Genomic DNA, 24077 nt, shown 5'->3' with positions numbered 1-24077 from the left:
ACGGACAACCACTTACCTGCCGAGTTCCTTGTGGATGAACTCGAATATCTCGTCGTCCGTCGCGGACCCGATCTTCTCCGCGACCGCCTGGGTTTCCGTGGGAGCACCGGCCTCCATCCACTGGGAAAGGAGCTCCTGCAGGCGATCGGTGATCAATTGGTGCGTCTTCTCGTCCGGCGCCGCCCCGGTCAGCACCGACCCGAGCCGGTCGACCTCCTCCACCAGGGACACCGGACCGGACCCGTCCCGGAACTCCTCGTTCCAGAGGTACTCGGCCAGCACCGCCGGGGTGGGGCAGTCGAACAGCAGCGTGGCCGGCAGCTGCAGGCCGGTGGCGGCGCCGAGCCGGTTGCGCAGCTCCACCGAGGTCAGCGAGTCGAAGCCCAGGTCGCTGAAGGCCCGGGTGGCCTCGACGGCCTCGGGGGACGCGTAGTCGAGCACCGCGGCCGCCTGCGCCTGGACCAGCTTGACCAGCGTCCGGTTCTGCTCGGCCCGGGTCAGGCCCGCCAGTTGCTCCCGCAGGGACGCGCCCGCGTCCGGGTCGGCGGCCGCACCGGCCCCCGCCCCGGCCAGCGCCGCGACGACCTCGGGCAGCCCCTCGATCAGCGGGCTGCGCCGGCGCAGGGTGAACGGCGGGGCGAACCGCGCCCAGTCCACGTCGGCGATCGTGACGGAGCCCTCGCGGCCGTCCAGGATCTGGGCCAGCGCCTGGACGGCGTGGTCCTGGTCCATGACCATCAGGCCGCCCCGGGCCATCCAGGCGCCGGTGTCGGCGTCGGTCATCCCGCCGCCGCCCCACGGCCCCCAGGCCACCGAGATGGCGGGCAGACCCTGCGCCCGGCGGTGCTCGGCCAGACCGTCCAGGAAGGTGTTGGCTGCGGCGTAGGCGGGCTGGACGCTGCTGCCCCAGGTCGCCGAGATCGACGAGAAGAGCACGAACGCGTCCAGGTCCAGGCCCCTGGTCAGCTCGTCCAGGTGCACGGCACCCCCGGCCTTGGCGGCCAGTACGGCGGCCGTCTCGGCCAGGTCGGTGTCCTCGACCGTGGTGGCCTGTCCGAGGCCCGCGGTGTGCATCACCGCGGACAGCGCGGGGCCGGTCGCGGCGATCCGGTCGAGCAGCCCGGCCAGCCCGGACCGGTCGCTCACGTCGCACGCGACGACGTCCACCCGGCTGCCCCGGGCGGCCAGTTCGGCCGCCTGTGCGGCGACACCGGCGGCGCCGGCGCCGGACCTGCTGGTCAGCACGAGCCGCCGCGCGCCCCGACCGGCCAGCCAGCGGGCCACGTGCCCGCCGATCGCGCCGGTGCCTCCGGTGACCAGGACGGTCCCGGTGGGCGTCCACGGCCGCTCCGCCGGGCGGGGGTGCGGGGCGCGGGTCAGCCGCCGGGCCAGGATCCCGGCCGGACGGATCGCGACCTGGTCCTCGCCGCAGCCGGCCAGCACCGCGGCCAGCCGTCCCGCGGCCTGCTCGTCGACCGTCCCGGGGAGGTCGATCGACCCGCCCCAGCGGTCCGGGTGCTCCAGGGCGACGACCCGCCCCAGACCCCACACCTGCGTCTGCACCGGGCTCGCCGGTCCGGTGCCCGGCCCACCGGCCACCGCGCCGGACGTGACCACCCAGAGCGGCGCGTCCACCTCGGCGGAGCCCAGCGCCTGCACCAGGCTCAGCGTCGCGGCGAGGCCCCGGGGCACCACCGGGTGCTCCGGCACCGGCGTCTCGTCCAGGCCCAGCAGCGACAGCACCCCGGCGAAGCCGGACTCCGGCCGCACCGCGCGGATCCGCTCGGCCAGCTGCTTCCGGTCGGTCTCGGCCGTGACCTCCAGGACGACGGGCTCGGCGCCGCGGGCGGTCAGCGCCGCCGTGCAGCCCCGGGCCACCCCGCCGTCGGTCTCCCCGGCGGGGAGCACCACCAGCCACGACCCGGACAGCCGGGCGGGAGCGGGGTCGGCGACCGGCGCCCAGGTGACGCGGTAGCGCCAGTTCTCCGTGACCGAGCGGTCCTGCTCCCGGCGGCGCCAGGTCGCCAGGGCGGGCAGCACGGTGCTGAGCTGCTGCTGGTCCTCGATCGCCAGGGTGTCCGCGAGCCGGGCCAGGTCGCCGCCCTCGACGGCGGCCCAGAACTGCGCTTCCGCCGCCGTGCTCGCACCGTCGCCGCCCAGCGGGGACCCCGTCGCAGCGGCCTGGAGCCAGTAGTGCTGGTGCTGGAAGGCGTAGGTCGGCAGCTCCAGCGCCTCGGCGGCGGGCAGCACCGTCTTCCAGTCGACCGACAGGCCGCCGACGTAGGCCTGCGCGAACGCCGTGAGGAGGCGGGTGGCGCCCGCGTTGTCGCGCTCCAGCGAGCCCACCGTCAGGACGTCGGCGACACCGGCGTCCTCGGCCGTCTCCGCCACCGCCGCCGTCAGCACCGGGTGCGTGGAGACCTCGACGAACGAGCCGTAGCCGCCGCCCAGCAGCGTACGGACGGCCTCCTCGAAACGGACCATCCGCCGCAGGTTCGCGAACCAGTAGGCGGCGTCCACCTCGGTACCGGACAACCACTCGCCCGTCACCGTCGAGATCATCGGGACACGGCCCGCCCGCGGCACGATCCCGGCCAACTCCGCCGCCAGCAACGCCTCCAGGGGCTCGACCGCCGGCGAGTGCGCCACGAAGTCCGTCGCCGGGATCCGCCACCGCAGCACCTTGCGCGAAGCCAACTCACGCTCGAACTCCGACAGTGCCTCCGGCTCACCCGACACGACCACCGCAGCGGGGCCGTTGACGGCCGCCACTGAAAGGCGTTCGCCCCAGCCCTCGACGATCTCCCGCACCGCCTGCGACGGCATCACCACCGACACCATCGAACCCTGCACCGACAAACTCGTCAGCGCCCGAGCCCGCACCGCCACCACCCGCGCGCCGTCCTCCAGGGACAGCATCCCCGCGACCGTCGCCGCGGCGATCTCGCCCTGGGAGTGACCGACCACCGCATCGGGCGTCACGCCCGCGGCCTCCCACACCGCCGCCAGCGACACCATCACCGCCCACAGCACCGGCTGCACCACATCAGCCGCGTCCAGACCGGGCGCACCCTCGGCACCCGCCAGAACCTCACTCAACGACCACGGCACATACGGCGCCAGCGCCGCCTCACACTCCGCCAGACGCGCCGCGAACACCGGACTGCACAAAGCCAGCTCACGGCCCATGCCAACCCACTGCGCACCCTGACCCGCGAACACGAACGCCGTCCGACCACCCGAACGGGCAACCCCCGACACCACCCCGGCCGCACCCGACCCGGACACCAGGCCACCCAGCCCCGACACCAGCTCCTCACGACCGCCACCGACCACCACCGCCCGGTGCTCGAACACCGACCGCGTCGCCGCCAACGACCACGCCACATCCACCGGTTCGAGCGACGGCCGCGCCGACACCCACTCCCGCAACCGGCCCGCCTGAGCCGCCAGCCCCTGCGCCGACCGACCCGACACCACCCACGCGGCAGCACCGCCGGGCACGACCACCGCGGGAACGACCGGAGCCGGAGCCGCCTCGGTGGCGACCGGAGCCGGGGCCTCCTCCAGGATGACGTGCGCGTTGGTACCGCTCATCCCGAACGACGACACACCGGCACGACGCACCCGGCTCTCGGCCGACCACGGCACCGCCTCGGTCAGCAGCTCCACCTCACCGGCCGACCAGTCGATGTGCGGCGAGCGCTCGGCGGCGTGCAGCGTCGCCGGCAGCTCCCGGTGCTGGAGGGCCAGCACCATCTTGATCACCCCGGCCACACCGGCCGCGGCCTGGGTGTGCCCGATGTTCGACTTCACCGAACCCAGCCGCAACGGCCCCCGGCCGCCCCGCTCCTGGCCGTAGGTGGCCAGCAGTGCCTGCGCCTCGATCGGGTCGCCCAGCGGGGTCCCCGTGCCGTGCGCCTCCACCACGTCGACCTCGTCGGCGCGGACCCCGGCGTTCGCCAGCGCCGCGCGGATCACCCGCTGCTGCGAGGGACCGTTCGGCGCGGTCAGACCGTTGGACGCACCGTCCTGGTTGGTCGCGCTGCCGCGGATCACCGCGAGCACCCGGTGCCCGTTGCGCTGCGCGTCCGACAGCCGCTCCACGACCACCATGCCCGCGCCCTCGCCCAGGCCCATGCCGTCGGCCTCCGCCGAGAACGGCTTGCACCGGCCGTCCGGCGCCAGCCCCATCTGCCGGCTGAACTGGTCGAACAGCAGCGGGTTGGCCGCCACCATGACGCCGCCCGCCAGGGCCAGCGTGCACTCCCCGGAGCGCACCGCCTGCGCGGCCAGGTGCAGCGCCACCAGCGACGAGGAGCACGCGGTGTCGACCGTCACGGCCGGACCCTCCAGGCCCAGCACGTACGACACCCGGCCGGAGACCACGCTGGTCGAGATCCCCGTGACGAGGTGCCCGTCCAGCTCGCCCTCCAGCCCGGAGCTCCAGCCGTAGCCGGAGGCGGAGGCGCCCGCGAACACGCCGGTCGCCGAACCGCGCAGCGACGCCGGGTCCAGTCCGGCCCGCTCCAGCGCCTCCCAGGCCACTTCGAGCAGCAGCCGCTGCTGCGGGTCCATCGACACGGCCTCGCGCGGGCTGATCCCGAAGAACCCCGCGTCGAAGCCGGTCGCGTCGTAGACGAAGCCGCCCGCCCGGACGGGCCCGCCGTCGGCCGCGTCGGCGGTGTCCTCGATGACCCAGCCCCGGTCCTCCGGCAGTACGGAGATGGCGTCGGTCCGGGCGGTCACCAAGTCCCACAGCGCCTCCGGGCCGGTCACCCCGCCCGGGTAGCGGCACGCCATGCCGACGATCGCCAGCGGCTCGTCACTCGCCGCCGCCACCACCGGAGCACTCTGCGCGCCGTCGGGGACGCCGGCCAGCTGCACCAGCAGGAACTCGGCGGCGGCCGTGGGGGTGGGCGCGTCGAACATCAGCGTGGCGGGCAGCTGCAGACCGGTCGCGGCGCCGAGCCGGTTGCGCAGCTCCACCGAGGTCAGCGAGTCGAAGCCCAGGTCGCTGAAGGCCCGGGTGGCCTCGACGGCCTCGGGCGACGGGTAGTCCAGCACGGAGGCCGCCTGGGTCTGCACCAGGTTGACCAGCAGCCGGTTCTGCTCGATGCGCGACAGGCCGGCCAGCTGCCGCCGCCAGGACGCGCTCGCGTCCGAGCCCGCGGCCGGGTCGGCCCCGCCGGCCTCCGGCAGGTCACCGGCCAGGGCCTGCCGGACCTCGGGCAGGTTCTCGATCAGCGGGCTGGGCCGGCGCAGCGTGAACGGCGGGGCGAACCGCGCCCAGTCGATGTCTGCGACCGTCAGCTGGGACTCGCCGCCGTCCAGGACCTGGGCCAGCGCCTGGACGGCGTGGTCCTTGTCCATGACGATCAGCCCGCGGCGGCTGCCCTGGGCGGCACCCGCCTCGTCGGTCATCCCGCCGCCGCCCCACGAACCCCACGCCACCGAGGTGGCGGTCAGGCCCTGGGACCGGCGGTGCTCGGCCAGGCCGTCCAGGAAGGTGTTGGCCGCGGCGTAGGCGGGCTGGAGACCACTGCCCCAGGTCGCCGCGATCGAGGAGAAGAGCACGAAGGCGTCCAGGTCCAGGCCCCTGGTCAGCTCGTCCAGGTGGACGGCCCCCGAGGCCTTGGCGGCCAGCACGGCGGCCGTCTCGGCCAGGTCGGTCTCGTGCACGGTGGTGTGCTGGACGACACCGGCGGCGTGCATCACCGCGGACAGCGCGGGGCCGGTCGCGGCGATCCGGTCGAGCAGCCCGGCCAGGTCGGACCGGTCGGCCACGTCGCAGGCGACGACGTCCACGTGGCTGCCCCGGGCCGCCAGGCCGGCGACCTTCGCGGCCAGACCGGCGGCGCCGGCCCCGGACCTGCTGGTCAGCACGAGCCGCTGCGCACCGCGGTCGGCCAGCCAGCCGGCCACGTGTCCACCGATCGCGCCGGTGCCTCCGGTGACCAGGACGGTCCCGGTCGGCGTCCACTGCTCGGCGTGGGCGCGGGGCCGGTCGGCCCGGCCGAGCCGGCGGCCGAAGACCGCGGCCGGACGGATCGCGACCTGGTCCTCGCCGCACCCGGCCAGCACGGCGGCCAGCCGTCCTGCGGCCTGCTCGTCGAATCCGGCCGGAAGGTCGATCAACCCGCCCCAGCGGTCGGGGTGTTCCAGTCCGACGACCCGGCCGAAGCCCCAGATCTGGGTCTGCAGCGGGTTCGTCAGCGCCTCCTCCGGCGTCGCCGCGACGGCGCCGCGGGTGAGCACCCACAGCGGTGCGCCGACGCCCGCGTCGCCCAGCGCCTGCACCACGGCCAGCGTGGCGGCGAAACCCCGGGTGACCGCCGGGTACTCGGGCACCGGTGTCTCGTCCAGGGCCAGCAGCGACACCACTCCGGCCGGCACCTCGCCGCCCGGCAGGGCCCCGCCGATGACGGCGGCCACGTCCTGCCGGTCCGTGACACCGGCCGGTACCTCGGCGACCGTGACATCGGCGCCACGAGCGGTCAGGGCCCGGACGCAGTCCTGCGTCAGCTCGTCGTCGGCCCGGTCGGCGAGCACCAGCCAGCGGCCGGTGAGCGCGGTCGGAGCGGGGTCGGCGACCGGCGCCCAGGTGACGCGGTAGCGCCAGTTCTCCGTCGCCGACCGGTCGAGCTCGCGGCGGCGCCACGAGGTCAGCGCCTCCAGGACCTCGCCGAGCGAGCGGCGGTCGTCCAGCTCCAGCTCCTCGGCGAGGTGCGCCAGGTCGCCGCCCTCGACGGCGGCCCAGAACCGGGCCTCGACGGCCGTACTCGCACCGTCGCCACCGACCGGGACGACGGTCGCGGCCGAGGGCTCCAGCCAGTACCGCTGCTTCTGGAAGGCGTAGGTCGGCAGCTCCACCACCTCGGCGGCGGGCAGCACCGTCTTCCAGTCGACCGACAGGCCGCCGACGTAGGCCTGCGCGAACGCCGTGAGCAGTCGGGTGGCACCCGCGTTGTCGCGCTCCAGCGAGCCCACCGTCAGAACGTCGGCGACACCGGCGTCCTCGGCCGTCTCCGCCACCGCGGCGGTGAGGACCGGGTGCGTCGAGACCTCGACGAACGAGCCGTAACCGCCACCCAGCAGCGTACGGACCGCCTCCTCGAAGCGGACCATCCGCCGCAGGTTCGCGAACCAGTAGGCGGCGTCCACCTCCGTACCGGACAACCACTCGCCCGTCACCGTCGAGATCATCGGAACACGACCCGCCCGCGGCACGATCCCGGCCAACTCCGCCGCCAGCACCGCCTCCAACGGCTCCACCGCCGGCGAATGCGCCACGAAGTCCGTCGCCGGAATCCGCCACCGCAACACCTTGCGCGAAGCCAACTCACGCTCGAACTCCGACAACGCCTCCGGCTCACCCGACACCACCACCGCAGCCGGGCCATTCACCGCCGCCACCGACAGGCGCTCGCCCCAACCCTCGACGATCTCCCGCACCGCCTGCGACGGCATCACCACCGACACCATCGAACCCTGCACCGACAAACTCGTCAGCGCCCGAGCCCGCACCGCCACCACACGCGCACCATCCTCCAGGGACAGCATCCCCGCGACCGTCGCCGCCGCGATCTCACCCTGCGAATGACCCACCACCGCGTCCGGCGAAACACCGGCGGCCTCCCACACCGCCGCCAGCGACACCATCACCGCCCACAGCACCGGCTGCACCACATCAGCCGCGTCCAGACCGGGCGCACCCTCGGCACCCGCCAGAACCTCACTCAACGACCAGTCCACATACGGCGCCAGCGCCGCCTCACACTCCGCGAGACGCGCCGCGAACACCGGACTGCACAAGACCAGTTCACGGCCCATGCCAACCCACTGCGCACCCTGACCCGCGAACACGAACGCCGTCCGACCACCCGAACGGGCAACCCCCGACACCACCCCGGCCGCACCCGACCCGGACACCAGGCCACCCAGCCCCGACACCAACTCCTCACGACCGCCACCGACCACCACCGCCCGGTGCTCGAACACCGACCGCGTCGCCGCCAACGACCACGCCACATCCACCGGTTCGAGCGACGGCCGCGCCGACACCCACTCCCGCAACCGGCCCGCCTGAGCCGTCAGCCCCTGCGCCGACCGACCCGACACCACCCACGCGGTGGACCCGTCGAGCTCCAGCAGGGCCGGAGCGACCGGAGCCGGAGCCACCTCCGCGGCCGGCTCGTCCAGGGCGTCCGCCTCGTCGGCGTCCCCGGTCGGCGTCTCCACCGTCTCGGCGTCCCCGGTCGGGGCCTCCTCCAGGATGATGTGGACGTTGGTGCCGCTCATCCCGAAGGCCGACACACCGGCCCGGCGCACCCGCTCCCCGGCCGGCCACGGGACGGGCTCGGCCAGCAGCTCCACCTCACCGGCCGACCAGTCGACCTCCGGGGTCGGCTCCGCCACGTGGAGCGTCGCCGGCAGCCGCTCGTGCTGGAGCGCCAGCACCATCTTGATGATCCCGGCCATTCCGGCGGCCTGCTGGGTGTGCCCGATGTTGGACTTCACCGACCCCAGCCACAGCGGCCGCTCCTCCGGCCGGTTCTGGCCGTACGTCGCCAGCAGCGCCTGGGCCTCGATCGGGTCCCCAAGCGGGGTGCCCGTACCGTGCGCCTCCACCACGTCGACGTCGGCCGTCGACAGCTTGGCGCTGGCCAGCGCCGCGCGGATCACCCGCTGCTGCGAAGGGCCGTTGGGAGCGGTCAGACCGTTGGACGCACCGTCCTGGTTGATCGCCGAACCGCGTACCACCGCGAGCACCCGGTGCCCGTTGCGGCGCGCGTCGGAGAGCTTCTCCACCACCACGACGCCGGCGCCCTCGGCGACGCCCATGCCGTCCGCCCCGGCCCCGAAGGTCTTGCAGCGCCCGTCGGGAGACAGTCCCAGCGAGCGGCTGAAGTCGGTGAACAGCACCGGGGTGGCCGCCACGAACGCGCCGCCGACCAGGGCCATCGAGCACTCGCCGGAGCGCAGCGCCTGCGCGGCCAGGTGCAGCGAGACCAGCGACGACGAGCACGCGGTGTCGATCGTCACCGCCGGGCCCTCCAGGCCCAGCGTGTAGGACACCCGGCCGGACAGGATGCTGGTGGCGTTGCCGGTCATCACGTGGCCGTCGAGCTCGCCCTGCTTGCCCGTGATCCAGCCGTAGCCGGAGGCGGAGGCGCCCGCGAACACGCCGGTCGCCGAACCGCGCAGCGACGCGGGGTCGATCCCGGCCCGTTCCAGCGCCTCCCAGGCCACTTCGAGCAGCAGCCGCTGCTGCGGGTCCATCGACAGCGCCTCGCGCGGGCTGATCCCGAAGAACCCGGCGTCGAACTGGGTGGCGTCGTAGACGAAGTTGCCCGCCTGCACCTCCGCGGCGCCGGATCCGGGGTCGTCGGCGTCGCCGAAGGCCCACCCCCGGTCCTGGGGCAGTCCGGCCACCGATTCCCGCTGGGCGTCCAGCAGTTCCCACAGGGCTTCGGGGTCGCGTACCCCGCCGGGGAAGCGGCAGCTCATGCCGACGATGGCGATGGGCTCACCACCGGCCGTTTCCAGTTCCTGCAAACGTTGCCGGGTCTCGTGCAGATTAGCGGTCACCCGCTTGAGGAAGTAGCGGAGCTTCTCTTCGCTCACTTACGTCACCTCGTCGAAGAAGTCGCGGCGTTGGCCGAGTCAGTGGATTCCGAGTTCTTTGCCGATGAAATCGAAGACTTCGTCGTCGGTTGACGATTCGAGCTTCTCCGCAACTCCGGTCTCGGCGGTCTGTGCCCGAGCCTCCTTCCACTTGGAAAGGACGACTTCGAGGCGGTTCGTGATCAGCGTGGATTCGTCGTCGCCGGCGAAAGCGGCGAGCATGCCCTCCAGCTTGTCCAGTTCGGCCAGCACGGGCTGGGCGGGACTGGTCTCCTCGGTCAGACCGGCCCGCAGGTGGTCGGCGAGCGCGGCCGAGGTGGGGTAGTCGAACAGCAGGGTGCTGGGCAGGCGCAGGCCGGTGGCCGCGCCCAGCCGGTCGCGCAGTTCGACGGCGGTCAGCGAGTCGGCTCCGAGGTCGTTGAAGGCCCGGTCGGCCTCGACGGACTCGATGCTCGGGTGTCCCAGGACGGCGGCGGCCTCGGTCCGGACCAGATCGGTCAGCAAGCGGTCCTGTTCCACCCGGGGCAGTTCCGCCAGCTGCCGTGCCAGCGCGTTCCCGGCCGGCGACTCGGCCGGACCGGTGTCGCCGCCCTTCCCGGCCAGCACCTCGACGACCTCGGGCAGGCTCTCGATCAGCGGGCTGGGCCGGCGCAGCGTGAACGGCGGCGCGAAGCGCGCCCAGTCCACGTCCACGACGGTCATCATCGGGTCGCGGCCGTCGAGCACCTGGGCCAGCGCCCGGATCGCCTGGTCGGGGTCGATCAGGCGCAGACCGCGGCGGGTCATCTGGGCCGCGCCCTCCGCGTCGGTCATTCCGCCGCCGCCCCACGGGCCCCAGGCCACCGAGGTGGCGGCCAGGCCCCGGGCCAGCCGGTTCTCCGCCAGCGCGTCCAGGTAGGAGTTGGCGGCGGCGTAGCCGGCCTGGAGACCACTGCCCCAGGTGGCGGCGATGGAGGAGAACAGGACGAACGCGTCCAGCTCCAGACCGGCCGTCAGCCGGTCGAGGCTGGCGGCGCCCGCGGCCTTGGCGGCCAGGACCGTCGCCAGTTCCTCCACCGAGACGTCGTCCAGCGCGGTCGCCTGCGCCAGACCGGCGGCGTGCATGACCGCGGTCAGCGGCGGGCCGCCCGCACCGATCCTGGCGATCACCCCGGCCAGCGCGGCGTCCTCGGCCGCGTCGCAGGTGAAGACGTCGACCTGGGCACCGATCGTCGCCAACTCGGCGGCCAGCGCGGCCGTCCCCGCCGCTCCGGCGCCGGACCGGCTGGTCAGGACGAGCCGCTTGGCGCCCCGGCCGGCCAGCCAGCGCCCGACGTGGCCGCCGATCGCGCCGGTCCCGCCGGTGATCAGGACGGTGCCGCGCGGCACGAACTGCGCCGCGCCGTCGCGGGGTCGCGGGGCCCGGGTGAGCCGGCGCCCGAAGATCCCGGCCGGCCGGATCGCGACCTGGTCCTCGCCGCACTCGGCGAGCACCGCGCAGAGCCGCGCCGCGGCCTGCTCGTCGAACTCGGCCGGGAGGTCGATCAACCCGCCGCCGTGGTCCGGGTGTTCCAGGGTGGCGACCCGGCCGAGGCCCCAGCTCTGGGCCTGCACCGGGCTGGTCGGCGCCTCGTCCGGCGTGGCACCGACCGCACCGCGGGTGAGCGCCCACATCGGGGCGTGGACGCCCTGGAGGATGAGGGCCTGGATCAGGGTCTGGGTCCCGGCGAGGCCGTTCGCCAGCACCGGGTGACCGGGCAGCGGCGTCTCGTCCAGGGCGAGCAGGGACACGACGCCGGCGACTCCGGCCTCGGGCAGGGTCGCGGCGATCCGCTCGGCCATCCGCTGCTGGTCGGTGGTCTCCGTGGTCACCATGGTGACCACCTCCGCGCCCCGGGCGGCGAGCGCCCGCGCACAGTCCCGCGTCAGCTCCTCCTCGGCCTGGTCGGGCGTGACCACCAGCAGCCAGTGCCCGGCCAGCTCCGCCGGGTCGGGGTCGGCCACCGGCGCCCAGCCGACCCGGTACCGCCAGTTCGCGGTCACCGAGCGGTCCTGCGCCCGGCGGCGCCAGGAGGCCAGGGCGGGCAGTACCTCGGCGAGCTGCCGCTGGTCCTCGATCGCCAGGGTGTCCGCGAGCCGGCCCAGGTCCCCGCCGTCGACGGCGGACCAGAACTGCGCCTCGGCGGCCGTGCCGGTACCGTCCCCGCCGGCGTTCGGCGGGGTCTGCACGCCCTTGGGCCAGTACCGCTGGTGGCGGAACGCGTAGGTGGGCAGTTCGACCGGCGTACCGGCCGGCAGCACCGACCTCCACTCCACCGCAGCACCGTTGACGTACGCGCGAGCCAACCCCGTCAGCAGGCTCGTGACGCTCTCGTCGGTCCGCCGCTGGAGCGGGACGAAGACCGCCCCCTCGCTCCCGCTACCGGCCACGATGTCCGGGCCCAGCGAGGAGAGCGACCCGTCGGGGCCGACCTCGACGAACACCGAGACACCCTGGCGGGCCAGCGTCGCCACCGCGTCCGCGAAGCGCACCGCCTGGCGGGTCTGCGCCGGCCAGTAGCCCGCCTCGGGCTCGGTGACCAGCTCACCCGAAAGCGCGCCCGCCCACGTCAGGTTCGGCCGGTGGTACTCCAACCCGGCCGCGACGGCGGTGAGTTCGTCGAGCACCGGATCCATCGCCGGCGAGTGGAAGGCGTGCGAGACCCGCAGCCGCCGCACCCGGCGACCCCGCTCACGCCACAGCTCCACCACCTGATCGACGGCCTCGGCCTCACCCGAAACCACCACGGACTCCGGGCCGTTCACCGAAGCGATCACCACTCCGGGCACCAGCTCGGCCAGCACCTCCGCCTCCGGCGCGTTCACCGCAGCCATCGCCCCGCCCGCCGGCAGCGCCTGCATCAACCGCGCCCGTGCCGCCACCAGCCGCACCGCGTCCGGCAGCGACAGCACCCCGGCCACGTAAGCGGCCGCGACCTCGCCCACCGAATGACCGACCACCGCGTCCGGCGTCAGACCGGCGGCCTCCAGGACCGCCGCGACGGCGACCTCGAAGGCGAACAGCCCGGCCTGCGCGTACAGCGTCTGCTGCGCCAGCGCCTCGTCCACACCCTCGGCGCCCAGGACCACGTCCCGGACCGAGACGCCCAACTCCAGCTCCAGCAGCCCGCACACCCGGTCGAAGACCTCGGCGAAGACCGCGCTGCCCTCGTAGAGGCCCCGGCCCATGCCGACCCACTGCGAACCCTGACCGGCGAAGACCAGACCCACCCGGGCACCCGGCCGCGCCACACCCGACACCACCGCGGCCGAAGACGCCCCGGCGGCCAGGCTCCGCAGGCCACCCAGCAGTTCGGCCGGCCCGGTACCCAGCACGACCGCCCGGTGCTCGAACGCCGACCGCGTCGCCGCCAGCGACCACGCGACATCCGCCAGGTCCACCGACGGCCGCGCCGCCACCCAGTCGTGCAGCCGCTCCGCCTGGGCCGTCAGCCCCTCGGCCGTCCGGCCCGAGACCAGCCACGCACCGGCGCCCGACACCACCGGTGGCGCGTCGAGGTCCTCGGGCGCCTCCTCCGCCTCGACGGCCGCCGGCGCCTCCTCGACGATGACGTGCGCGTTGGTACCGCTGATCCCGAAGGCCGACACACCGGCCCGGCGCGGGCGGTCCCCGGCGGGCCACGGCACCGGCTCGGCCAGCAGCCGCACCTCGCCCGCCGACCAGTCCACGTGCGGCGAGGGCTCGTCCACGTGCAGGGTCCTCGGCAGCTCCTCGTGCTGGAGCGCCAGCACCATCTTGATCACCCCGGCCATACCGGCGGCGGCCTGGGTGTGCCCGATGTTGGACTTCACCGACCCCAGCCACAGCGGCTGCTCCCCGGCGCGTTCCTGGCCGTAGGTGGCCAGCAGGGCCTGCGCCTCGATCGGGTCCCCGAGCGGGGTGCCCGTGCCGTGCGCCTCCACCACGTCCACGTCGGCGGCGGTCAGCCCGCCACTGGCCAGGGCCGCCCGGATCACCCGCTGCTGCGAGGGACCGTTCGGTGCCGTCAGACCGTTGGAGGCGCCGTCCTGGTTGATCGCCGAACCGCGCACCACCGCGAGCACCCGGTGCCCGTTGCGGCGGGCGTCGGACAGCCGCTCCAGCACCACCATGCCGGCGCCCTCGCCCATGCCCATGCCGTCGGCCGCGGCCGAGAACGCCTTGGAGCGGCCGTCCGCCGCCAGTCCGCGCTGCCGGGCGAAGCCCACCATCTCCCACGGCGTCGCCATCACGGCGACCCCGCCGACCAGCGCCAGCGAGCACTCGCCCGACCGCACCGACCGGGCGGCCGTGTGCAGCGCCACCAGCGAGGACGAGCAGGCCGTGTCCACCGTGAGCGCCGGGCCCTCCAGGCCCAGGACGTAGGAGACCCGGCCGGAGATGATGCTGGTCGCGTTGCCGGTCACCAGGTGGCCCTCGACCTGCGCGGCGCCGTCCTGGCCGCCGAGCTGCATGCTGGCCAGCGCGTAGTTCGACGAGTAGCCGCCGATGAACACACCGGTGCGCGAGCCGCTCAGCGAGGCCGGGTCGAGTCCGGCGGACTCCAGGGCCTCCCAGGACAGTTCGAGCATCAGCCGCTGCTGCGGGTCCATCGCCAGCGCCTCGCGCGGGCTGATCCCGAAGAAGCCCGCGTCGAACCGGCTCGCCTGGTGCAGGAAGCCGCCCTCCCGCGCGTAGCTGGTCCCGGCGTGCGACGGATCGGGGTCGAAGAGCGCCTCCGCGTCCCAGCCGCGGTCCTGCGGGAGGCCGGAGATGCCCTCGCCGCCGACCGCCAGCAGGTCCCAGAGCTGCTCCGGGGTGTCGAGCCCGCCCGGGAACCGGCAGCTCATCGCCACGATGGCGACCGGCTCGTCGTCGGAGACGGCGGCCGTCGGCACGGCCCGCGCCGACGCGTGCCCGGCCAGGGCGCCGAGCAGCTCCGTCCGCAGGTGCTCGGCGAGCACCGTCGGGGTGGGGTAGTCGAACATCAGCGTCGTCGGCAGCCGCAGCCCGGTCGCGGTGGCGATCCGGTTGCGCAGCTCGACCGAGGTCAGCGAGTCGAAGCCCAGCTCGCTGAAGGCGCGCCCGGCCTCGACGTCGTCGGAGCTCGCGTGCCCGAGCACGGCGGCCGCCTCGTCGCGGATCGTGTCCACCAGGATCCGGTCCTGCTCGGCCCGCGACAGGCCGCTCAGGCTCCGGGCCAGCTCGCCCTCGGCCTGCGGTCCGCCGGCGCTCTCGGTGCGCTGCGCCGCCTTCAGCCGCTGGGCGTCCGGCAGAGCGCGCAGGAACGGCACGTCCAGGATCTGGGCCTGGCCGGGCGCGGCCGCGAAGGCGGGCCAGTCCAGGTCCATGACGGTCAGCACGGTGTCCGGGCCGGCCAGCACGCCGCCCAGCGCCTTGACCGCGAGCTCGGGGTCCATCAGGACCTCCCAGCGGTTGCGGCGCAGCCGCTGCCGGGCCGCCTCGCTGCCGCCGGACACGCCCTCGCCGGCCCAGGGGCCCCAGGCCACCGAGCGGGCGGGCAGGCCGCGGGAGCGCCGGTGCTCCGCCAGCGCGTCCAGGAAGGCGTTGGCGGCCGAGTAGTTGGCCTGGCCCGCGCCGCCGAAGGTGGCGGCGGCCGAGGAGAACAGCACGAACGCGTCGAGGTCGAGGTCCGCGGTGAGCTCGTCGAGGTGGACGGCGCCGGCGGCCTTGGGCGCGAGGGCACTGGCCAGCCGGTCGTTGTCGAGGCCGTCGAGGACGCCGTCGTCGAGCACACCGGCGGTGTGCAGGACGGCGGTCAGCGGCGGGCCGCCCGCGGCGATCCGGTCGATCACCCCGGCGAGGTCGGCGCGCTCCGCGCTGTCGCAGCAGCTGATCTCGACGTCCGTCCCGGCGGCCGCCAGACCCGCGGCCAGGGCCACGGCGCCCCGGGCGGCGGCTCCGGAGCGGCTGGCCAGCACGATCCGCTCGGCGCGGCCGGCCAGCCAGCGGGCCACGTGCCCGCCGACCGCTCCGGTCCCGCCGGTGATCAGCACGGTGCCGCGCGGCGTCCAGTCCGGGCCGGGCGCGGGCTGCGGGGCCCGGGTCAGGCGGCGGCCGAGGATCCCGGCGGGGCGGATCGCCACCTCGTCCTCACCGCAGCCGGCGAGGACGGTGCACAGGCGGCTCGCCGCCCGGTCGTCGAGCACGGCGGGCAGGTCGATCAGACCGCCCCAGCGGTCCGGCTGTTCCAGGAAGACGACCCGGCCGAGGCCCCAGACCTGCGCCTGCACGGGGTTGGTCAGCGGGTCGCCCGGGCCGGTGGCGACCGCCCCGGAGGTGAGCGTCCACAGCGGGGCGGTGATCGCGGCGTCGGCCATTGCCTGCAGCAGGGCCAGGCCGGCTGCCAGGCCGGCCGGCACCACGGGCCGCTCCGCGAGCGGTGTCTCGTCCAGGCCGAGCAGCGACACCACGCCGGTCACGCGCGGCGCGGCCTCGTCGGTGGCGTCGCACAGTGCCCGGGCGAGGTCGGCGGCCAGCGGCTCGCGCCGTGCCGTCCCGGTCTCGACCTCGACGACCTCGACCCGGGCACCCCGCGCGGCCAGCGCGCGGACGCACGCCTCGACGAGGTCCGCGGTGCGGCCGGTGCGGTGCGCCGGGACGGCCACCAGCCAGGTGCCGGCCGGCTTGGCCGGGGCCGGGTCGGTGACGGGGGCCCAGGCGACCCGGTAGCGCCAGGCGCCGGTGACGTCCCGGTCCCGTTCGCGGCGCCGCCAGGACGCCAGCGACGGGAGCACCTCGCCGAAGGAGCGCTGTCCGTCCACGGCGAGCGTGTCGGCGAGCTGCTGGAGGTCGCCGCCCTCGACGGCGGCCCAGAACCGGGCCTCGGCCTCCGACGACGTGCCGTCCCCGCCGGCCGCGACCGGCGCGGCCGCGCGGGAGCCGGTGAGCCAGTACCGCTGGTGCTGGAAGGCGTAGGTGGGCAGGTCGGTGCGCCGCCCGGCGGGCAGGACCCTGCGCCAGTCGACGGGCGTGCCGCCGACGTGCACCTGGGCGAATGCCGCGAGCAGTCGGCGCGGGCCGCTGTTCTCGCGGTCCAGCGTCCCGGTGATCACCGGGACGCCGGCCGTGCCCAGGTCCTCGATCGTGTCGGCGATCCCGGTGGTCAGCACCGGCTGCGGGGAGACCTCGACGAAGGTCCGGTTCCCGGCCGCGGCCAGCTCCCGGACCGCCTCGTCGAAGCGGACCGTGCGGCGGACGTTGGCGAACCAGTAGCCGGCGTCCAGCTCCGGGCCGTTCATCCAGCGGCACTCGACCGTGGAGAACAGCGGGACCCGCCCGGCCCCCGGCCGGATCCCCGCCAGCCGCTCGGTCAGCACACCTTCCAGTTCCTCGACCCCGGCGGAGTGCGCCACGAAGTCGGTCACCGGGATCGGCCAGCGCATCACCCGCCGGGCCGCCAGCTCGGCGCCGAACTCCGCCAGCGCCTCGGTCTCGCCGGAGACCACGGTGGCGGCGGGCCCGTTCACCGCGGCGACCGCCAGCCGGTCGCCCCACGGGGCCAGTACCTCGCGCACCGCCGCGACGGGCATGACGACCGACAGCATCCCGCCGCCGGTGCCGAGCCCGGACAGCGCCCGGCTGCGGACCGTCACCACCTCGGCCGCGTCCTCGAGCGTCAGGATCCCGGCCACCGTCGCGGCCGCGATCTCGCCCTGCGAGTGGCCGACCACCGCACCCGGGGTGACGCCCGCGGCCTCCCAGACGGCGGCCAGCGACACCATCACCGCCCACAGGGCCGGTTGGACGACATCGGCGCGGTCCAGCGCGGGCGCGCCGTCCGCACCGGCCAGCACCTCGGTCAACGACCAGTCGACGTGCGGGGCCAGGGCCCGCTCGCACTCGGCGAGCCGGGCCGCGAACACCGGCGAGACCGCCAGCAGCTCCCGGCCCATGCCCTCCCACTGGGCGCCCTGCCCGGGGAAGACGAAGACCGCCTCGCTCGCCTCGGTGGCCGCGGTCGTGCCGGCGACCACCCCGGGGGCGCGCTCCCCGGCGGCCACCGCGGCCAGGCCCTCGGCCAGCTCGGCGCGGTCGGTGCCGGTCACCACGGCCCGGTACTCGTACACCGAGCGGGTCGCCGCCAGCGACCAGGCCACGTCCGCCGGGTCGAGCCCGGGCCGGGCCGCCAGGTACTCGCCCAGCCGGGCCGCCTGCCTGCGCAGACCGTCCGCCGTCCGCCCGGACACCACCCAGGCGCCGGCGCCGGGGGCGTCGAAGAGGGCCGGGGCCGGGTCGTCCCCGGCGGGCGCCTCGACGGCCGCCGGCTCGGGGGCCTCCTCCAGGATCAGGTGGGCGTTGGTGCCGCTGACCCCGAAGGAGGACACCCCGGCCCGGCGCGGCCGTCCGTCCGTCTCCCACGGCCGCGACTCCGTGAGCAGCCGGACGTCCCCGGCCGACCAGTCCACGTACGGCGAGGGCTCGTCCGCGTGCAGCGTGGCCGGCAGGTTCCTGTGCTGCAGCGCCAGCACCATCTTGATCAGACCGCTGACACCGGCCGCGCCCTGGGTGTGACCGATGTTGGACTTCACCGACCCCAGCCACATCGGCCGGCCCTCCGGCCGGTCCTGGCCGTAGGTGGCGATCACCGCCTGGGCCTCGATCGGGTCGCCGAGCACCGTGCCGGACCCGTGCGCCTCGACCACGTCCACGTCGGCGGTGGTCAGCCCGGCGTCGGCCAGGGCCGCGCGGATCACCCGCTGCTGCGAGGGGCCGTTCGGCGCGGTCAGACCGTTCGACGCGCCGTCCTGGTTCACCGCGGAGCCGCGCACCACGGCCAGCACCGGGTGCCCGTTGCGGCGGGCGTCGGAGAGCCGCTCCAGCACCACCATGCCCGCGCCCTCGGCGATGCCCATGCCGTCCGCCCCGGCCGAGAACGACTTCGACCGGCCGTCGGGGGACAGCCCCCGCTGCTTGCTCACCCAGACGAAGAGGTCCGGCGTGGAGGCGATGAACGCGCCACCGGCGAGCGCCAGCGAGCACTCGCCCGAACGCAGCGCCTGACTGGCCAGGTTGACCGCGACCAGGGCCGACGAGCAGGCCGTGTCGACGGTGACCGCGGGGCCCTCCAGGCCGAAGGTGTAGGCCACCCGGCCGGAGAGCACGCTGGTCGTGGTGCCCGTCAGCAGGTGCGCCTCCAGGCCCTCCGAGGCGTCCGGCCCGACCAGGCCGTACCCCGCGTAGCTCGCACCCGCGAACACGCCGGTGCGGCTGCCGCGCAGCGCCGCCTGGGAGATGCCGGCCCGCTCCAGGGCCTCCCAGGAGGTCTCCAGCAGGAGCCGCTGCTGCGGGTCCATGGCCAGCGCCTCGCGGGGGCTGATGCCGAAGAAGCCGGCGTCGAACTCGGCCGCGTTGTAGACGAATCCGCCCTGACGCACGTACGCCGTGCCGGGGTTCTCCGGGTCCGGGTCGTAGAGGCCGTCCAGGTCCCAGCCGCGGTCCTGCGGGAAGGCACCGATCGCGTCCGTGCCCGAGTCGAGGATCTCCCAGAGCTCCTCCGGGCTTCGCACCCCGCCGGGGAAGCGGCAGCCCATGCCGACGATGACCACCGGGTCGTCGTCCGCCGCCGCCCGGCCGGTGACGGCGACCGCACCGGCGTTCGCGGTCCGGTCGCCCAGCAGCTCCGTCCGCAGGTAGCCGGCCAGCACCACCGGGCTCGGGTAGTCGAAGAGCAGCGTGGCGGGCAGCTTGAGGCCGGTGGCGGCGCCCAGCCGGTTGCGGAGCTCGACGGCGGTCAGCGAGTCGAAGCCCAGCTCGCTGAAGGCCCGGCCGCTGCCGATGGCCTCCGGCGAGGAGTACTCCAGCACCGCGGCGGCCTCGGCCCGGACCAGGGTGACCAGCGTGCGGTCCTGCTCGGCGGCCGGCAGGTCGGCCAGCTGCCGGCGCAGGGGCGTGCCGGCCTCCCGGTCGACGGCCGGGTCGGGCCCGTCGCCGGCCAGCGCCCCGGCGACCTCGGGCAGGTGCTCGATCAGCGGGCTGCGCCGGCGCAGCGTGAACGGCGGGGCGAACCGCGCCCAGTCCACGTCGACGACCGTCGTCAGTGCCTCGCCGCCGTCCAGGATCCGGGACAGCGCGCGGGTGGCCGGGTCGGGGCCCAGCAGCCGCAGCCCGCGCCGCTCCAGCTGGGCCGCGTCGTCCCCGGAGCCCATCGCGCCGACGCTCCACGGGCCCCAGGCCACCGAGGTGGCGGCCAGGCCCCGGGCCAGCCGGCGCTCCGCCAGGGCGTCCAGGGAGGCGTTGGCGGCGGAGAAGCCGGGCTGCTGGCCACCGCCCCAGACGGCGGCGACCGAGGAGAACAGGACGAAGGCGTCGAGGTCCAGGTCGGCGGTCAGCTCGTCCAGCCACCGCGCGGCCTCCGCCTTGACCGCGAGCACGGCGGCGAGGTCCGCGAGGCCGAGGTTCTCGACCGGCTGGTTGTCGATGGCCTCCGCGAGGTGCAGGACGGAGGACAGCGCGGGGCCGGTCGTGGCGATCCGGTCGAGCAGGCCGGCCAGCTCGGACCGGTCGGCCGCGTCGCAGGCCAGCACGTCCACCCGGGAGCCCCGGGCGGCCAGTTCGGCCGCCAGCGCGGCGACACCGGGAGCGGCGGGACCCGCGGCGCTGCTCAGCACCAACCGGGACGCACCGCGGTCGGCCAGCCAGCGGGCGACGTGCCCACCGATGGCGTCGGTGCCGCCGGTGACCAGGGCGGTGCCGCCCGGCGTCCAGTCCCGGCCCGCCTTGGGCTGCGGCGCGCGGGTCAGGCGACGGCCCAGCACACCGGTCTGCCGGATGGCGACCTGGTCCTCGCCGCAGCCGGCCAGCACGGCGGCCAGCTGGGTGCCCGCCCGGTCGTCCAGCACCTCGGGCAGGTCGATCAGCCCGCCCCAGCGGTCGGGGTGTTCAAGTGCGACGACCCGGCCGAGGCCCCAGACCTGGGCCTGCGCCGGACCGGCCGGCACCTCGCCCGGCGTGGCCGCGACGGCGCCGCGGGTGGCGACCCAGAGCGGCGCGGCCACCCCGGCGTCGCCGAGGGCCTGGACGAGCGCGAGCGTCGTGCCGAGGCCGGTGGACACCGCCGGGTGGGCCGGCAGGGGGGTCTCGTCGGTCGCCAGCAGTGACAGCACGCCGGACAGCTCCCCGCCGTCCGCCAACGCCTCGGCGAGCAGTGCGGCGAGGTCCGCACGGTCGACCGTCCCGGCCGGGACGTCGAGGGACACCGCCTCGGCGCCGCGGGCGGTCAGGGCCGCCGTGCACTGCCGGGCCAAGGCCTCGTCGGCGGTGCCGCTCGGGGTGACGACCAGCCAGCGACCGGCGGGCGCACCGGCGGACTGCTCCGTCACCGGGGCCCAGGTCACCCGGTAGCGCCAGGCCTCCGTGACCGAGCGGTCCTGCTCCCGGCGGCGCCAGGACGCCAGTGCGGGCAGCACCTCGGCGAGGCGCTGCTGGTCCTCGATCGCCAGGGTGTCCGCGAGCCGGGCCAGGTCGCCGCCCTCGACGGCGGCCCAGAACTCCGCTTCCGCCGCCGTGCCGGAGCCGTCCCCGCCGACGGTGACGGTCCGGGCCGGGGCCTGGAGCCAGTACCGCTGGCGCTGGAAGGCGTAGGTCGGCAGCTCCACCACCTCGGCGGCGGGCAGCACAACCTTCCAGTCCACCGCGAGACCACCGACATAGGCCTGCGCGAACGCCGTGAGCAGTCGGGTGGCCCCCGCGTTGTCACGCTCCAGCGAGCCCACCGTCAGGACATCGGCGACACCGGCGTCCTCGGCCGTCTCCGCCACCGCGGCGGTGAGGACCGGGTGTGTGGAGACCTCGACGAACGAGCCGTAACCGCCACCCAGCAGCGTACGGACGGCCTCCTCGAAACGAACCATCCGCCGCAGGTTCGCGAACCAGTAGCCCGCGTCCACCTCCGTACCGGACAACCACTCGCCCGTCACCGTCGAGATCATCGGAACACGACCCGCCCGCGGCACGATCCCGGCCAACTCCGCCGCCAGCACCGCCTCAAGCGGCTCCACCGCCGGCGAATGCGCCACGAAGTCCGTCGCCGGAATCCGCCACCGCAGCACCTTGCGCGAAGCCAACTCACGCTCGAACTCCGACAGTGCCTCCGGCTCACCCGACACCACCACCGCAGCCGGGCCATTCACCGCCGCCACCGACAGGCGCTCGCCCCAACCCTCGACGATCTCCCGCACCGCCTGCGACGGCATCACCACCGACACCATCGAACCCAGCACCGACAAACTCGTCAGCGCCCGAGCCCGCACCGCCACCACACGCGCGCCGTCCTCCAGGCTGAGCATCCCCGCGACCGTCGCCGCCGCGATCTCACCCTGCGAATGACCCACCACCGCGTCCGGCGTGACGCCCGCGGCCTCCCACACCGCCGCCAGCGACACCATCACCGCCCACAGCACCGGCTGCACCACATCAGCCGCGTCCAGACCAGGCGCACCCTCGGCACCCGCCAGAACCTCACTCAACGACCACGGCACATACGGCGCCAGCGCCACCTCACACTCCGCCAGACGCGCCGCGAACACCGGACTGCACAAAGCCAGCTCACGGCCCATGCCAACCCACTGCGCACCCTGACCCGCGAACACGAACGCCGTCCGACCACCCGAACGGGCAACCCCCGACACCACCCCGGCCGCACCCGACCCGGCCACCAGGCCGCCCAGCCCGGACACCAGCTCCTCACGACCGCCACCGACCACCACCGCCCGGTGCTCGAACACCGACCGCGTCGCCGCCAACGACCACGCCACACCCACCGGATCCACCGACGGCCGCGCCGACACCCACTCCCGCAACCGATCCGCCTGACCCGCCAACGCCTCCGACGACTGCGCCGACACCGGCCACGCCACCGGCCCGGCCGGCTCCAGCACCGCCACCACCCCGGCCTCACCGACCGGCTCGTCCAGGGCGTCCGCCTCGTCCGCGTCCTCACCGGAGGGCTCGTCCGTCCCCGTGGACTCACCGTCCGCGGTCGGGGCCTCCTCCAGGATGATGTGGACGTTGGTGCCGCTCATCCCGAACGACGACACGCCGGCCCGGCGCACGTGCTCGCCGGTCGGCCAGGCCGCCGCCTCGTTGAGCAGCCGGACCTCCCCGGCCGCCCACTCCACGTGCGGCGTCGGCACGTCCGCGTGCAGCGTCGCGGGCAGCTGCTCGTGCTGGAGGGCCAGCACCATCTTGATCACACCGGCCACACCGGCGGCCGCCTGGGTGTGCCCGATGTTCGACTTCACCGAACCCAGCCACAACGGCCGGCCCTCGGTCCGCTCCTGACCGTAGGTGGCGATCAGCGCCTCGGCCTCGATCGGGTCGCCCAGCGTGGTCGCCGAACCGTGCGCCTCCACCACGTCGACCTCGTCGGCGCGGACCCCGGCGTTCGCCAGTGCGGCCCGGATCACCCGCTGCTGCGCCGGACCGTTCGGCGCGGTCAGACCGTTCGACGCACCGTCCTGGTTGGCCGCCGAACCACGCATCACGGCCAGCACCTTGTGCCCGTTGCGCCGGGCGTCCGACAGCCGCTCCACGACGAGCACGCCGACGCCCTCGGCCCAGCCGGAGCCGTCCGCCGACTCGGCGAAGGACTTGCAGCGCCCGTCCACCGACGTCCCGCGCTGGCGGGAGAAGCCCACGAAGACGGACGGGCTGGAGATCACCGTCGCGCCGCCGACCAGCGCCAGCGAGCACTCACCGGAGCGCAGCGACTGGGCGGCCAGGTGCAGCGAGACCAGCGACGAGGAGCAGGCGGTGTCGACCGTGACGGCCGGGCCCTCCAGGCCGAGGGTGAACGCCACACGCCCCGAGGTGACGCTGGTCGCGATGCCGGTGAGGAGGTGGCCCTCCGAGCCGCCGGTCTGCACCGCCGGGTCCGTGCCGTAGCCCTGGGTGTAGGCGCCGGCGAACACGCCGGTCCGGCTGCCGCGCAGCGAGGCGGCGTCGATGCCCGCCTGTTCGAGCGCCTCCCAGGACACCTCCAGCAGCAGGCGCTGCTGCGGGTCCATCGCGACCGCCTCGCGCGGCGAGATGCCGAAGAAGCCCGCGTCGAACTCGGTGGCGTCGTACATGAACCCGCCGTGGCGCGCGTACGAGGTGCCCGGGTGGTCCGGGTCGGGGTCGTAGAGGTTCTCCAGGTCCCACCCGCGGTCCTGCGGGAACGGGCCGATCGCGTCGGTCCCCTCGGCCAGGAGCCTCCACAGCTCCTCGGGGCCCTGCACCCCGCCGGGGAAGCGGCAGCCCATGCCGACGATCGCGATCGGCTCCTGGTTCCGCTCCTCGACCTCAGCCAGGCGACGGCGGACCTGGCGCAGATTAGCCGTCACGAGCTTGAGATAATCGCGGAGCTTTTCTTCGTTCGCCATGTGAATTCCGCCATCCCTGCTTGCCGAGGATATGCCAGTTCTGATCTGCACAGCCGCGGTGCGGGATT

The 24077-nt window shown here is 75.1% G+C and carries 2 protein-coding genes; both read right to left on the bottom strand.

Annotated elements, in window-relative coordinates:
* Positions 1-12 precede the first annotated feature (12 nt).
* Positions 13-9627, bottom strand: coding sequence for a type I polyketide synthase (locus ACIF6L_RS24850; RefSeq protein ID WP_396492580.1), 9615 nt, complete (start codon positions 9625-9627; stop codon positions 13-15).
* Positions 9628-9666: 39 nt separating this feature from the next.
* Entirely contained in the window at positions 9667-24009 is a 14343-nt protein-coding gene (locus ACIF6L_RS24845) for a type I polyketide synthase (protein ID WP_396492578.1), read from the bottom strand.
* Between the last annotated feature and the right edge of the window lie 68 nt (positions 24010-24077).

It is taken from the genome of Kitasatospora sp. NPDC086009 (assembly GCF_044540385.1).
Classification (GTDB): domain Bacteria; phylum Actinomycetota; class Actinomycetes; order Streptomycetales; family Streptomycetaceae; genus Kitasatospora.
Note: the sequence above shows the minus strand (reverse complement) of the source record. Positions and strands in the feature narration are given on the sequence as shown.

Coding starts and splice junctions, on each gene's coding strand:
- ACIF6L_RS24845 (WP_396492578.1), bottom strand. CDS start 24,009: ATGGCGAACGAAGAAAAGCTCCGCGATTATCTCAAGCTCGTGACGGCT.